This window comes from Nocardiopsis sp. KDC1DS13DA1, from assembly GCF_055632325.1.
This window is the reverse complement of the sequence record NZ_JBVMUY010000040.1, coordinates 30,486-42,989: the sequence shown is the minus strand read 5'-3', so window position 1 is coordinate 42,989 and position 12,504 is coordinate 30,486. Positions and strand designations below refer to the sequence as shown.

The window sequence follows — 12,504 nt, the reverse complement described above, 5'->3', positions numbered from 1 at the left end:
GTGCTGGTTCCTCTCGTGAATTCTTGCTCTGGGGGATGCCGGGGTACCGATCCGCGCGTGCCCGGTTCGGCGCCCCGGTAACGACCGCCCCGGACGGTCGGACCGTCCGGGGCGGTGGCGGCTAGCCGAACCAGCGCTGGGGTTCGGGGGCGAGATTGCGGTAGATGTGCTTGGCCTCCCGGTACTCGTCGAGTCCGGCGAGACCGAGTTCGCGGCCGACGCCGCTCTGGCCGAAGCCGCCCCACTCGGCGCCCGGGAAGTAGGGCCCGTAGTCGTTGACCCAGACGGTCCCGTGCCGCAGCGCGGCGGCGACGCGCTCACCGCGCGCGGTGTCGTCGGTCCACACGCCGCCGGAGAGCCCGTAGTCGGTGTCGTTGCCGAGCTCGATCGCCTGCGCCTCGGTCTCGAACCGCTCGACCGTCACGACCGGGCCGAACACCTCGGTCTGCACGATGTCCATGGAGCGGTCGCAGTCGACGAAGACCGTGGGGCGGTAGAAGTAGCCGTCGGCGAGTTCGGGGGCGTCGGGGCGCCTGCCGCCCGCGATGATCCGGGCGCCCTCCTCGACGCCGCGCGCGACGGCGGCCTCGACCTTGGCGCGGTGCTCGGCGGAGACCAGCGGGCCGCACCGCACGCCCTCGGCCTGGCCGCGGCCGATCCGGATGGCCTCGGCGCGGCGGGCGAGTTCGGTGGTGAAGGCGTCGTAAATGTCGTTGTGCACGATGAGCCGCGCACCCGCCGAGCAGACCTGGCCGGAGTGGAAGAACGCGGCGCTGAGCGCGTAGTCCACGGCGGTGTCCAGGTCCACGTCGGGGAAGATGATGTTGGGGTTCTTGCCGCCGAGCTCCAGGGCGATCTTCTTGACCGTCCCGGAGGCCGCCGCCATGATGCGCCGCCCGGTGACCAGTCCGCCGGTGAAGGAGACCAGGTCGACGCCGGGGTGCTCGGACAGGGGCGCGCCCGCGTCGGGGCCGCTGCCGAGGACCAGGTTGACCACGCCCGCCGGGACGCCCGCCTCGGTGCTCAGCTCGACCAGCTTGGCGGTGGTGACCGGGGTGATCTCGCTGGGCTTGATCACCATGGTGTTGCCCGCGGCGATGGCGGGGGCCATCTTCCAGGCGAGCTGGAGCAGCGGGTAGTTCCAGGGGGTGATCATGCCGCAGACGCCGACGGGCTCGTAGACGACGCGGCTCTGCACGCCCTCGGGCGCGGAGACGAGCCGGCCGGCGTCCTTGTCGGCGAGACCGGCGTAGTGGCGGAAGACGTTGGTGACGTCGTCGACGTCGATTCCGCCCTCCTCGATCGTCTTGCCGGTGTCCAGCGACTCCATGACCGCGATCTCGTCGCGGTCGCGCTGGAGGAGGTCGGCGATGCGCTCCAGGACGCGGCCGCGCTCGGTGGCCGTGGTGCTCCGCCACTCACCGTGGTCGAAGGCGCGTCGGGCGGCGGCGATGGCGTCCTCGGCGTCGGCGCGGCCGCCCTCGCTCACGATGGTGAGGACGGATCCGTCAGCGGGGTCGAGGATCTCCCGGACACGGCCGTTCCGGGCCGCCCGCCACTCACCGTCGATGTACAGGCTCGTGGCCGTGGCCGCCCCGGGTTCCGACAGGTACGGCACGGACGGGAGGGTTGCGTAGGGTTCGTTCACGGGTCCGGTTTGCCCGAGATCGGTAGTCACAAACTGCCTCGTCTCATAGGACACTTACGTCACAAAACTCCCACAAACCGCTTCTGGTCAGCAAAAACACAGCCACCGGAAGCCGTGACCCGTGGTGAGCATCACGCCACGACAGTGTCCACAGGTACTCGGCGCGGATGATCCGCCACCCGGCGGACACACCGGGCTGGGGAATACCTGGGAGAGAGTTTGACGTACATTTAGGTGTACCTCAGTAGTTTCGTCCGACTCAGGACGTCCACGCCACGGACCGCACCGCCAGAGCGCGCGTCGAGGATGCCCACATGCTGCTAGAACAGGAACGCCGGGACGTCTGTCTGACCGCCCGCAGCCTCGCCTCCACCGCCGGCTGCGCCCCCGGGGAATCGATGACCGTCAGCGTCCGCAGCGGCGACCTCGTGGTCGTCACTCCGTACGGCGTCGCCCCCGACCAGCTCCAGCCCGCCGACTGCCCGGTGATGTCCCTGGACGACCGCGTCCTGGAGGGGCGCCGCGACCCCGCGGCCGAGACCACGCTGCACATGGCCGTGCACCGCCGGGCCGTCGAGCACGGGCGCGACGTCACCGCCCTGGTGAACGCCTTCACCGCCGACACCGTCGCCGTCTCCTCCGCCCTGGCCGAGCTGCCCCCGGTACACCACCGGGCCGCCGCCCTGGGCGGGGCGATCGCCGTGACGCCCTACACGACCTACGGCACGGGGGAGATCTCCGACCAGGCGGTCAAGGCGCTCAAGGGGCGCGACGCCGCCCTGCTCGCCAACCACGGCGGGCTGGCGCTGGGACGCGACCTGGAGCACGCGCTGGAGAACCTGCGGCTGCTCGACTGGCTGTGCGCCGCCTACCTCAGGGCCCGCCAGCTCGGCGGGCCCCGGGTGCTGTCCGAGGACGAGCTGGCCCGCGTCCGCGAGCGGGACACCTACGGCTGGGCGGGCCCGGACATCTTCTGATTCCTACTCGACCCCGGTCGCCAGGACGCCGGGGAGGTCACCGAAACGTGCCTTGGCGTCGCGGCTCACGACGGTCCGACCCGTCTGCGCGGCGTGCGCGGCGATCATGAGGTCGAGGGCACCGCGCCTACGCCCACTGGTGATCGCGTGTGCGAGCAATGCGGCGTGGTGCACTGACGTCGCCTCCGTGTACTCCAGGACCTCCACGTAGTTGAGGATCTCCGCCAGTGCACGAGAACGCACCGCCGCCCGCTTCGCCGTGTCGGCGAGCTCGATTCCCACACGGAACTCGGCCACGGTGACCGCGGCGATCGCGAGTTCGTCGTCGTCGAACAGGTATCGGCCGAAGTCACCCCGCTCGTAGGCGATGAGAACGGTGGTGTCGAGTATCAGACGTCGCCCCACGGGTTCCTTACCTCATCGTCCACGGCGGCCCTCGCCTTGAGCACATCGCCCTCGAACTCATCGTCGAGAGGCTCGATCCTCTCGAGAGCGGCACGCAGGTCGGCACCCGTGTACCGAGGAGCGGGTCCCATCACCGCGACAGGGGACTTTCCCCTGGTGATGGTCACCCGTTCACCGGCCTCGATGGCGTCCAGGAGATCCGAGAACTTTCTCGCGGCCTCGGTCGCGGTGATCGTACGCATACACAACATGATATCTGACTATCAGATTTTTTCCGGCTCTCGCGGGAGAACGGAAGAACCCAGTCGTCCGGGCCGGACCGGGTCCGCCAGCGCGACACCTACGGCTGGGCGGGCCCGGATCTCTTCTGATCAGCCCTCCGGATCACCCCCGGAGCGTCTCGTCCCCGTCGTCGAGGGTCTCGTCGGGCTGCGTCCACGCCAGGTAGGCGCAGGGCACCGAGACGTGCAGCACGGTGATCAGCCACAGGAGCGGCAGCACCCACTCCCCGGGGAAGCTGACCTGGTCATAGCTGTAGACGTTCAGCACCGCGACGAGGGCGAGCGCGGCGATCAGCGCCGTACCGGTCACGTGGTGGCCGATCCGGGTCGAACGGTCGCGCTCGATCCGCTGGCGCTCGTCCAGGTGCCGGTAGCTCACAGCCAGGCGCGTGGCCATGTTCAGCTGCCCGATCAGCCAGATGAACACCACGGCGATGACCGTCAGGATGAGGCCGAGGACCAGGCCCAGGCCGTCGGGGGTGCGGGCCTGCCACCCCAACAGCAGTGTCCCGCCCAGCACCAGTACCCCGACGAGGACGGTGGCCACGCGCCGCCGGGACCGGGCCGCCCAGCGGCGGCGGATCCTCGGGTGCTCGCTGCGGAGCCGGTTGGCGTCGTCGATGTCGTCCTTGATCCGGGAGGGGCGGAACTCGTCGGCGAGCCTGCTGATGACGCTCATGGAATCTCCCTTTCCTGGGATCGGGCGTGGTCCGGTCACTGGCCGAGGCGCGGGAAGGGTTCGGTGGAGAAGACCACCTCGACCGGCACCTCGAAGTAGCGCGCGATGCGCAGGGCCAGGTGGAGGCTGGGGCTGTACTCGCCCCGCTCCAGGTAGCCGACGGTCTGGTAGTGGACGCCCAGGGCCTCGGCCAGCTGGCGGCGGGACACGTTCCGCTCCGCGCGCAGCATCGCGATGCGGTTGTAGATCGCCTCGCCGCCCCCGGACGCCGGACGCTTCCTGCGCCCGGGCCCGTCGCTTCCGTTCGCCGGGGCCTTCTCAGTAGCCACGCTTCATCGCCTTCTCCCGCGCCGCCTGCACCCGCGACCCCGACTCGCGCCGGGCCATCCGCTTGAGCACCCGCGGCGCCACCAGGGCCCCGGCCACCGCCCACGCGGCCAGGACCGCCGCCACCACGGGCAGCTGCCAGGATCCGGCCGGTTCGAGGGCGGCGTAGTCGGCGGGAAGGGTGCCGGCGCGCACCCCGAGCCCCATCCAGTACACGGGCAGCGCCCGGGCGACGGTGAGCACCCAGCCGGGCAGGAGTTCCAGCGGGAACACCACACCGGAGAGCATCACCAGAGCCATGATCGGGACCATCATGATCCCCACGGCGCGCGGGTTGCCCAGCAGGGCGCCGATGATCGCGCCGATCGGGGCCATGGCCAGCAGTCCCAGCACGCAGACCCAGACGAGGGTGAGGGCGGCGCCCCACCCCTGGGGGCCGAAGCCGTCCACGACGAACGGACCCGGCACCGCCATGAGCGCCACCGCCACCGCCGACATGGCCAGGAGGTGGACCACCTTGGCCACGGCGTACCCGAGCATCCCGTGCGGCACGGCCTTGGCCCGCAGGAACGTGCCGTCCTCCCGTTCGGTCGCCAGCACCTGCGCCACGGTCAGGGTCCCCAGCATGATCAGCATGAGGACCACACCGCCGGAGTAGGTCACCGCGCCGTAGTTGGTGGCCGCGCCGTCGACCTCCTCACGGCCCAGGAACAGACCGAGGGCGACGAACAGGGCGGGCAGGTAGAGGTACCCGAACAGGTCGGTCGGGTTGGTGAAGGTCCCCCGGAACTCCAGGAGGCCGCGGGCGGCCCCCGTACGGACGGCGTTGCTGATGGCGTGGTTCACCGGATCCCCTTCACGAACTCGTGGGCGGCCTCGTCCGCGTCGCCGGACTCGTGGCGGCGGACCAGTTCCATGTAGACGTCCTCCAGGGAGGCCCTGCTGACCCGCAGGTCGGACAGGTCCTCGCCGTGTTCCGCGTACAGCTCGGCGATGTGCCGGGCCGGGCTCGCGGTGGTGTGCACGCTCCGGCGGCCGTCGACGCTCCAGCGGACCTCGCTGTCCCGTTCCACCAGGGCGGACAACTGCTCGACCGTGCCGTCGGCGACGATGGTGCCGCCCGCCAGGACCAGGATGCGGTCGGCCAGCTTCTCCGCCTCGTCCAGGTCGTGCGTGGTCAGCAGGACGGTGGTGTCGTCGCTGTCGACGATGTCGTGCACGAGGTCGTGGAAGTCGCGGCGGGCCCGGGGGTCGAACCCCGCGGTGGGCTCGTCCAGGAAGAGGACCTCCGGGCGTCCCACGACGCCGATCGCCACGTCCAGTCGGCGCCGCTGCCCGCCGGACAGCTTGTTGATCCGCTGGTTCGCGTGCTCGGCGAGGCCGACCCGCTCCAGCAGCTCGTCGGTGTCGTGGGGGCGGACGCGGTCGGGGGTCGAGTAGGGGGCGTGGAACCGCCCGAAGTGGTGGAGGAGGTCGCGCACGCGCCAGCGGCCGTGGTCGCGCCAGGACTGGAGGACCACCCCGAGTCCGGCGCGCCAGTCCTCCCCGCCCTGCGCGGGGTCGGCGCCCAGTACCTCGACCTCGCCCCCGGAACGCTTCCGGAACCCCTCCAGGATCTCGACGGTCGTGGTCTTACCCGCGCCGTTCGGCCCGAGCAGCGCGACCACCTCGCCCCTGCGGGCGGTGAGGTCGACCCCCCGCAGGACCTCGGTACTCCCGTAGTTCATGCGCAGGTCGCGGACCCGGATCACGGTGTCGGCCACGGCCTCGGTCGCCTGAGCCTCCGCCCTGGACGTCCGCGTGGTCGGTGTTTTCGTCACACCACTCCTCCACTTCATCTCTTTCCTACTGCCATTGATAGTACATGTACTACATTCTGAGGCAGAAGGACAACGGGTGGCCGGAAACGGCCACGGACACACACCGCACTGATCCGGCCATGGCTGCGGAGAACACGGGTACAGATACCCGGTGATCCACCGTCCGGCCCGCGCGCGACGGCTCGTCGGGCCCCGGACAGCGACCGGCAGGAGGCCCCATGCGCTGCACCTACATCAGGCTCCTCGTCAACGACTACGAAGCCTGCCACCGCTTCTACTCCGACGTGCTGAAACTCCCCGTGCTGCGGGGGGACACGGGCAGCCGCTACGCGGAGTTCGACGTGGGGTCCGCCACCCGCCTGGCCATCAGCCAGCGCGAGGTGATGGCCGAGGCGCTGGAGACCGACACGGCCGATCCCGAACTCCCCCACCAGGACCGGCTGGCCGTGGTCTTCGAGGTGGACGACGTCGACGCGACCGCCGCCCGGCTGGTCGCGGACGGGGTCCGGATGGTGAGCGAACCGAGGGACTGGACCGCGTGGGGCATCCGTGCGGCGCACTTCCGGGATCCGGACGGCTATCTGCTGGAGATCAGCCGCCCGCTGATCCCTGCCGACGACGCGGCGTGACCGCCGCCCCGGTACGCCCTCGTGAGGGGGTCAGACCACGCTGCCCGGGCGCCAGCGGGTCAGGTGCTCGGTGACCAGCTCGTTGACCCGCTCCGCGCGCTCCACCCCCACCAGGTGCGCCGCACCGGTGACCACCTCGAAGCGGGAGTCGACGATCCCGTCCGCCAGCCTGCGGCCGTGTCCGGGGGGCAGCAGCGGATCGTGGGCTCCCGTCACCACGAGGGTCGGTGCCCGCACGGCGGCCACCAGGTTGCGCTGGTCCATGGCGGCGACGGCGTCGCAGACCGAGGCGAACGCTCCCGGGTCGAGTCTGCCGAAGGCCTCCTCGAGCCGCTCGACGACCTCCGGGTGGTCGTCGAGCATGTCGGGGGTGAACCACGGCAGCGCGATCTCGGCGGCGACCGCCGCCAGGCCGCCGACGCGGACCCTGGCGGCGATCCGGCCCCAGTCGTGCGACGGGGGCGTGCGCGGCGCCGCGGCCAGCAGCGCGAGCCGGTCCAGGGTGCGCGGGGAGTTGGCGGCGATCCACACGAGCAGTGAGGAGCCGAACCCCGCCCCGACCGCCGAGACCCGGGGGAACCCCCGCTCCTCCAGCACGCGCAGGACGTCCAGCGCCATGTCGGCGATCGTGTACGGCCCCTCCGGCGCCGGGGAGAACCCGTGCCCCCGGTGGTTGACCCGCAGGACCTGGTGGTCGCGGGTCAACGCGGGTAGCTGGGCGTCCCACACCGACATCGTCGTGCCGAAGGGCGGCACGAGCAGGACCACGGGCGCGTGCCTCGGGCCGTCGAGTCGGTACTGGAGCGGGATGAGGGCCATGAAACCTCCGGGTCGCCAGAGGCCCAGGTTATCGGGAGAGCTTCCGAGGGTTCCAGGGACGAGTGCGAAGCCCGGGCGAACATAGGACGGGAGCTGACCTCCGTTCGCCCTATCGTCGGTACCGATCACGGGGAACGACAGAAGAACGACATCGGAAAGCGGTGGTCACCATGGCGGGTCAGCCCCAGGACACGACGCTCGGCGCCGAGCGGGCGGAACTGCTCCGGGCACTGGAGGAGGCACGCGGGAACCTGCGGTACACGGTCCGGAACCTGACCGAGGAACAGGCGCGCGAGCGCACGACCCGGAGCGAACTCTGCCTGGGCGGGATCATCAAACACGTGACCCGCGCCGAGCGGCGCTGGGCCCGGTTCATGGCGGAGGGCGACCGCGGCACGGACTACCAGGACCCGCGGGTCATGGCCGCGCACGAGGCCAGCTTCCGGATGGCGGACGACGAGACCCTGGCCGACGTCCTGGCGGACTACGAGCGCGCGGCGGGGGAGACCGAGGCCGTCGTCGCCGCACTGCCGAACCTGGACGTCCGGCAGGAGCTCCCGGTCGCACCCTGGTGGCCGGAGGGCGGCTCCAGGAGCGCCCGCGAGACCCTGCTGTTCGTCATCTCGGAGACCGCCCAGCACAGCGGGCACGCCGACATCATCCGCGAGTCCCTGGACGGCCAGAGGACCATGGGCTGACGCCGGACGAACCAGGACCCGCGTCGAGTGCAGGACAGAGTCTGACCTACATGCTTCCTACCGTGGGGACCGAGCTCGAAGGACGACAACGGGAAGCGGTGGTCGGGATGCAGGCACTGGAGACGAAGGTGGACGTCGAGCGCGCGGCTCTTCTGGAGGTGCTGGAGAGGACCCGGGGGAACCTGCGGTACACGGTCCGGGAGCTCACCGACGAGCAGGCGCGCCATCGGCCGACCGCGAGCGAACTGCGTCTGGGCGGGCTGGTCAAGCACGTGGCCATGGTGGAGCGGCGCTGGATGGATTTCATCCGGGAGGGAGACCTGGGCCTCGACCTCTCGGACCCGGAGGTCATCGCCGCCCACGCGGACGGCTTCGAGATGAGGGAGGACGAGACGCTCGCCGGTGTCCTGGCGGAGTACGCGCGGGCGGCCGAGGAGACGGCCCGGGTCGTCAACGCGCTGCCCGACCTGGAGGTCCGCCACGCGCTCCCGGTCGCGCCGTGGTGGCCGGAGGGCGCCTCCTGGAGCGCCCGCGACGTCCTGCTGCACATCATCGCGGAGACCGCCCAGCACAGCGGGCACGCCGACATCATCCGCGAGACGATCGACGGCCAGAGGACCATGGGCTGATCGTCCCGCCCGCCGCCCCGCACCCGCACCGACGGGGGCGGGGCGGCTCGCGCGGTGGTCAGAGCGCGGTGGCCAGGGCGGCGCCGATGTAGGCCGCGCCCAGCCCCGCGCCCACGGACGCCGCCGCGTTGGCGAAGGCGAGGAACCAGGTCTCCTTCTCGATGAGGCGCAGGGTCTCGTAGCCGAAGGTCGAGTACGTGGACAGCGCACCCAGGAAACCGGTCGCGACCAGGGCGTACGCCCACTCGGGCAGGGCGAGCACACTGACGAAACCGAAGACCAGGCAGGCGGTCGCGTTGGCCGCGTGGGTCCCCCAGGGGAACACGGAGTCGTGGCGGATCTGCACGAACCGGTCGGTGAGGTAGCGCAGGGGGGCGCCCACCGCGCCGCCGACGGCGACCATGAGCAGGATCATCGCTCCGCCTCCCCCGACCGGAACGGACGCGTGGCCCGGGTGGCCAGGGCGATACCGGCCCACGCCGCCGCCAGTCCGCCCGCCAGATTGGCCCCGAGGAAGGCCAGGGTGAGCCCGGCCCGACCCGCCTCCAACAGGTCGTGGGCGTCCATGATGTGCGTGGAGAAGGTGGTGAAGCCGCCGAGGAATCCGACGCCGAGCAGGGGGCGCAGCAGCACCAGGCGCGGCCAGACGTCGACGACCAGCACCATGAGCACACCGATGAGCAGGCAGCCGGTCACGTTGACGAGCACCGTGGACAGTGCGAACGCGTCCGGGGCGTGCGGGAGCGCGGTGTCGACCCCGTAGCGGGCGGAGGCGCCGAGCGCTCCCCCCAGGGAGATGGCCGTGAGGACCGCCCAGGGTTCGTCGGGCAGTTCACGGCGCTGCCTGGGGAAGTGGACGTCGACGTCCGAGTCGACGGGGAGCTCCCCGTCCTCACGCTGCATGGCCGTCCCCTCTCGCGCGCCATCCGGGCACGGCGATCGTACCGGCCCCGGGATCCGCCCCTCCCGTGGCGTGCGTGGCCGAACCCCCGGTCAGGACCGGATGCGCACGGCCGAGGTCCCGGTGGCGACCGCCCACGCGACCGCCCACACGGCTCCCACGGCGAGCGCCACCCACGCAGCGACGCCGTCCGCGGGCGCGCCGAGTCCGGGAACCAGGCCCGTCGCCCGTGCCCCGAAGGCGAGTACTCCCGCGCCGACCACGGCGGCGCCCACCGCGTTGGCGAGGACCAGGGCCCAACGCCAGAACATCCCGCCCGGTGGTCGCGAGAGCCCGAGGATGAGGACCACCAGAACCGCGCCCACCGCGGCGTTGGAGAGCTGCCCGGTCAGCGGGTCGTAGGTCGTGTAGGACTCCGGCGGGGCCGGGAAGCCCGGCATCCCCAGTCGTCCGGACAGCGCCAGCTCCACCTTCGAGACCGCGTAGGCGGCCGCCCCTCCGGCGGCCACGAGGACGGACACAGTGTGTCGGTTCATGCCGCCGAGTCTGACGCACCGCCGCACCGGGCGCCTCACCCTCGGGGGTGGGGAACCTCCCTCGTGCGGGGGATCAACCGACCATCGATCATGACGATGTCCATGGGACGTGATGTGTGTGTACATACTCATGACCAGGCGGACGCCGTGAGCCTGACCCAGGTCGACATCGACGACGAGGCCCTGCGCGAGGCCATGAGACTCTCCGGTTCCCAGCCGAAGAAGGAGACCGTCAACCTCGCGCTCAGGGAGTACGCGGCACGCCACAGGCGCATCGCCGTGCTCGAACACTTCGCGGAACTCGCCCAGGGGTGGGACTACGAGGGCTGGGCGGAACTGCGGGCCAAGGAGAAAGGCCCACGGGAGTGATCCGGTACCTGATCGACTCGTCCGCACTGTGGCGCGTACTGCGGGAGAGGAGACACCGGAACGCGTGGAGTGACGTCATCCACGAGGGGACGGTGGGCTCGTGCTGCGTCCAACCCACCGAGTTCCGCGGGTCGGCCCGCGATCTCGACGAGTACGAGCAGTTCGACGAGATGTTCGAGATCCTGCACCCGAACGTCCCCACACCCGAGAGCGCCTGGCAACGGGTGGAGTCAGCGCAGTACCGGCTGTCGCGCGCAGGCCCACATCGAGCGCTGTCCTCGACGACCCGCGGCGGCGCGCGGCCGGTGCCAACTCCCCGGGAACGGCACCGGGGGCGCCCCCACCGACCAGTGGGAACGCCCCCGGGAAAGAGTGGCGGGGGTCGCCTCCGCATCCCGTGCGAGCAGGGGAACGGGAAGCATCCGGGTACCACCGGGCGCGGGTGGGGACGGGTAGCGGAACCCCCGGCCACATCCGGGGGCATCCCGGGACACCCCGAAACTCGGACGGCAGTATCACGGGAAGTATCACGACGGGTATCAGCGGCGGGGCGGCTGGACTCTTCCCGGGACAGGCGCACCCGTCGCCAATCTGTATAGTTTTCTATACAGTTGAGGTATGGCGATTCTTGAGCACACCCAGGAGATCAGCGTCACGGATGCGGCCAGACGCGGCGTCGCGGGCATCGTCCACGACGCGGAACAGGGCACCGAGGTCATCGTGACCCGCCGGCACGAGCCGGTCGCGGCCGTGGTCGCGTTCGCCCGGCTCGCGGAACTGGAGCAGGCGGAGGCGGATCTGCGGGATCTGGCCCTGGTCATGGCACGGGAGTTCACGGACAGCGGACGGCGCACCTCCATGGACGACGTACTGGCCGCCTTCGGGCACAGCCGTGCCTCACTCGAAGAACTCCCCGAGGACTGATGGCCGAGATCACCTTCACCGACGCCGCCCTCGACGATCTGCGGCGACTCGGCCCGGACGCCGTGCCCGAGGTCCTCGGGAAGGTCCTTCTCCTGGAGGAGAACCCAGAGGCCGGATACCCCCTGGGCGGCGAACTCACGGGGTTTCGCAAACTGGTCGTCGGACGCAACACCTGGCGTGTCGTGTACCGCGTCACCGACGAGAAACATGTGGAGATCTGCGAGGTCTGGGCCGTCGGAGCGCGCGCGGACGCCCAGGTCTACGCCGAGGCCTCCCGGAGAGTCCGGGCAGCCTCCAAGGACACCCCCACCGCCCGGAAGCTCGCGGTCGTCATCGAGCACCTCGGCACACCGGCGGAGAAGGTGGCGCATGAATCGCCCCCCGCGAGAGAACCCGTCCCGGACTGGTTGGCCGAACGTCTGATCCACACCGTCGGCATGCCCCCGGAAGAGGTGGCCGCCCTCGGCCTGGAACAGGCCGTGGACCTGTGGGCCGACTTCCGCTCACGACCACACTGACCCCACACTCCGCCCTCGATGTCCGAACGCGTACCAGCGGCGCGGAACTCCCCGGGAACGGCACCGGGGGCGCCCCCACCGACCAGTGGGAACGCCCCCGGGAAAGAGTGGCGAGGGTCGCCTCCGCATCCCCCCTCAAAGTACGGAGACGACCCTCGCTCTGGGAAACGGCCTGCGACTCCTCCCCCCTGGAGTCGCGGCCTGGAAGGCCTGTCCGCGGATCCGATCCCGCTCGTTCCGCGTTGATAGAGACACTACCCACCCCACCCCCGAATAACAACCCTCAGTCACTGGAAACTACTTAAAGTGATCGTCATTCTCCGGCCCCCTCGCCGCCAAGCCCG

At 70.9% G+C, this 12,504-nt stretch carries 18 protein-coding genes; 7 read left to right on the top strand and 11 right to left on the bottom strand.

The window, feature by feature from the left end; translation table 11 throughout:
* Positions 1 to 121: 121 nt before the first annotated feature.
* Positions 122 to 1,648 (bottom strand): aldehyde dehydrogenase family protein, encoded by a 1,527-nt coding sequence (locus ACTVAJ_RS25705; RefSeq protein ID WP_470390844.1) that lies wholly within the window; start codon positions 1,646 to 1,648, stop codon positions 122 to 124.
* A 314-nt stretch (positions 1,649 to 1,962) separates the two neighbouring features.
* Here ACTVAJ_RS25705 and ACTVAJ_RS25700 point away from each other — a divergent pair, with 314 nt between their 5' ends.
* The gene (locus tag ACTVAJ_RS25700; protein WP_470390843.1) at positions 1,963 to 2,625 is read left to right on the top strand and encodes a class II aldolase/adducin family protein; all 663 of its coding nucleotides are present in this window, start codon (positions 1,963 to 1,965) and stop codon (positions 2,623 to 2,625) included.
* Between the two features lie 3 nt (positions 2,626 to 2,628).
* Here ACTVAJ_RS25700 and ACTVAJ_RS25695 read toward each other — a convergent pair whose 3' ends face one another.
* From ACTVAJ_RS25695 to ACTVAJ_RS25670, 6 genes are all read right to left on the bottom strand, one after another.
* On the bottom strand, positions 2,629 to 3,030 hold the full coding sequence (locus ACTVAJ_RS25695; protein ID WP_470390842.1) for a type II toxin-antitoxin system VapC family toxin: 402 nt from the start codon (positions 3,028 to 3,030) through the stop codon (positions 2,629 to 2,631).
* Positions 3,015 to 3,272 (bottom strand): type II toxin-antitoxin system Phd/YefM family antitoxin, encoded by a 258-nt coding sequence (locus ACTVAJ_RS25690; protein ID WP_470390841.1) that lies wholly within the window; start codon positions 3,270 to 3,272, stop codon positions 3,015 to 3,017. The genes ACTVAJ_RS25695 and ACTVAJ_RS25690 overlap by 16 nt, the downstream gene beginning before the upstream one ends.
* Positions 3,273 to 3,414: 142 nt before the next feature.
* A complete protein-coding gene (locus tag ACTVAJ_RS25685; protein ID WP_470390840.1) occupies positions 3,415 to 3,990 on the bottom strand; it encodes a hypothetical protein in 576 nt (191 codons plus the stop codon).
* Between the two features lie 35 nt (positions 3,991 to 4,025).
* Complete coding sequence (locus ACTVAJ_RS25680) at positions 4,026 to 4,319, bottom strand: helix-turn-helix transcriptional regulator (RefSeq protein WP_470390839.1); 294 nt, start codon at positions 4,317 to 4,319, stop codon at positions 4,026 to 4,028.
* A complete protein-coding gene (locus ACTVAJ_RS25675; protein WP_470390838.1) occupies positions 4,309 to 5,163 on the bottom strand; it encodes an ABC transporter permease in 855 nt (284 codons plus the stop codon). Before ACTVAJ_RS25675 ends, ACTVAJ_RS25680 begins: the two co-directional genes overlap by 11 nt.
* Positions 5,160 to 6,044 carry an ABC transporter ATP-binding protein gene (locus tag ACTVAJ_RS25670; RefSeq protein ID WP_470390929.1) on the bottom strand — a complete coding sequence of 295 codons (885 nt, stop codon included), beginning with the start codon at positions 6,042 to 6,044 and terminating at the stop codon, positions 5,160 to 5,162. The genes ACTVAJ_RS25675 and ACTVAJ_RS25670 overlap by 4 nt, the downstream gene beginning before the upstream one ends.
* A 311-nt stretch (positions 6,045 to 6,355) precedes the next feature.
* On the opposite strand from ACTVAJ_RS25670, the gene ACTVAJ_RS25665 reads away from it, so the two are divergent.
* Positions 6,356 to 6,766 carry a VOC family protein gene (locus ACTVAJ_RS25665; RefSeq protein ID WP_470390837.1) on the top strand — a complete coding sequence of 137 codons (411 nt, stop codon included), beginning with the start codon at positions 6,356 to 6,358 and terminating at the stop codon, positions 6,764 to 6,766.
* A 30-nt stretch (positions 6,767 to 6,796) separates the two neighbouring features.
* Here the strand turns inward: ACTVAJ_RS25665 and ACTVAJ_RS25660 are convergent, their stop codons facing one another.
* Positions 6,797 to 7,585, bottom strand: coding sequence for an alpha/beta fold hydrolase (locus ACTVAJ_RS25660; protein ID WP_470390836.1), 789 nt, complete (start codon positions 7,583 to 7,585; stop codon positions 6,797 to 6,799).
* A 170-nt stretch (positions 7,586 to 7,755) separates the two neighbouring features.
* On the opposite strand from ACTVAJ_RS25660, the gene ACTVAJ_RS25655 reads away from it, so the two are divergent.
* Positions 7,756 to 8,283 (top strand): DinB family protein, encoded by a 528-nt coding sequence (locus ACTVAJ_RS25655; protein WP_470390835.1) that lies wholly within the window; start codon positions 7,756 to 7,758, stop codon positions 8,281 to 8,283.
* A 107-nt stretch (positions 8,284 to 8,390) separates the two neighbouring features.
* Positions 8,391 to 8,912 (top strand): DinB family protein, encoded by a 522-nt coding sequence (locus ACTVAJ_RS25650; RefSeq protein WP_470390928.1) that lies wholly within the window; start codon positions 8,391 to 8,393, stop codon positions 8,910 to 8,912.
* A gap of 58 nt (positions 8,913 to 8,970) precedes the next feature.
* On the opposite strand, the gene ACTVAJ_RS25645 is transcribed toward ACTVAJ_RS25650, so the two are convergent.
* From ACTVAJ_RS25645 to ACTVAJ_RS25635, 3 genes are all read right to left on the bottom strand, one after another.
* The gene (locus ACTVAJ_RS25645; protein WP_470390834.1) at positions 8,971 to 9,327 is read right to left on the bottom strand and encodes a fluoride efflux transporter FluC; all 357 of its coding nucleotides are present in this window, start codon (positions 9,325 to 9,327) and stop codon (positions 8,971 to 8,973) included.
* Positions 9,324 to 9,815: a fluoride efflux transporter FluC gene (locus ACTVAJ_RS25640; RefSeq protein ID WP_470390833.1), complete on the bottom strand. Its 492-nt coding sequence runs from the start codon at positions 9,813 to 9,815 to the stop codon at positions 9,324 to 9,326. The genes ACTVAJ_RS25645 and ACTVAJ_RS25640 overlap by 4 nt, the downstream gene beginning before the upstream one ends.
* 90 nt (positions 9,816 to 9,905) lie before the next feature.
* Positions 9,906 to 10,349 carry a hypothetical protein gene (locus ACTVAJ_RS25635; protein ID WP_470390832.1) on the bottom strand — a complete coding sequence of 148 codons (444 nt, stop codon included), beginning with the start codon at positions 10,347 to 10,349 and terminating at the stop codon, positions 9,906 to 9,908.
* A gap of 147 nt (positions 10,350 to 10,496) precedes the next feature.
* Between ACTVAJ_RS25635 and ACTVAJ_RS25630 the strand changes: the two genes are divergently transcribed.
* The 3 genes from ACTVAJ_RS25630 (at position 10,497) to ACTVAJ_RS25620 (ending at position 12,160) form a co-directional block, all read left to right on the top strand.
* Complete coding sequence (locus tag ACTVAJ_RS25630; RefSeq protein ID WP_470390831.1) at positions 10,497 to 10,718, top strand: type II toxin-antitoxin system VapB family antitoxin; 222 nt, start codon at positions 10,497 to 10,499, stop codon at positions 10,716 to 10,718.
* Between the two features lie 618 nt (positions 10,719 to 11,336).
* A complete protein-coding gene (locus ACTVAJ_RS25625) occupies positions 11,337 to 11,642 on the top strand; it encodes a prevent-host-death family protein (RefSeq protein WP_470390830.1) in 306 nt (101 codons plus the stop codon).
* The gene (locus ACTVAJ_RS25620; protein ID WP_470390829.1) at positions 11,642 to 12,160 is read left to right on the top strand and encodes a type II toxin-antitoxin system RelE family toxin; all 519 of its coding nucleotides are present in this window, start codon (positions 11,642 to 11,644) and stop codon (positions 12,158 to 12,160) included. The genes ACTVAJ_RS25625 and ACTVAJ_RS25620 overlap by 1 nt, the downstream gene beginning before the upstream one ends.
* The last annotated feature ends 344 nt before the right edge of the window (positions 12,161 to 12,504 follow it).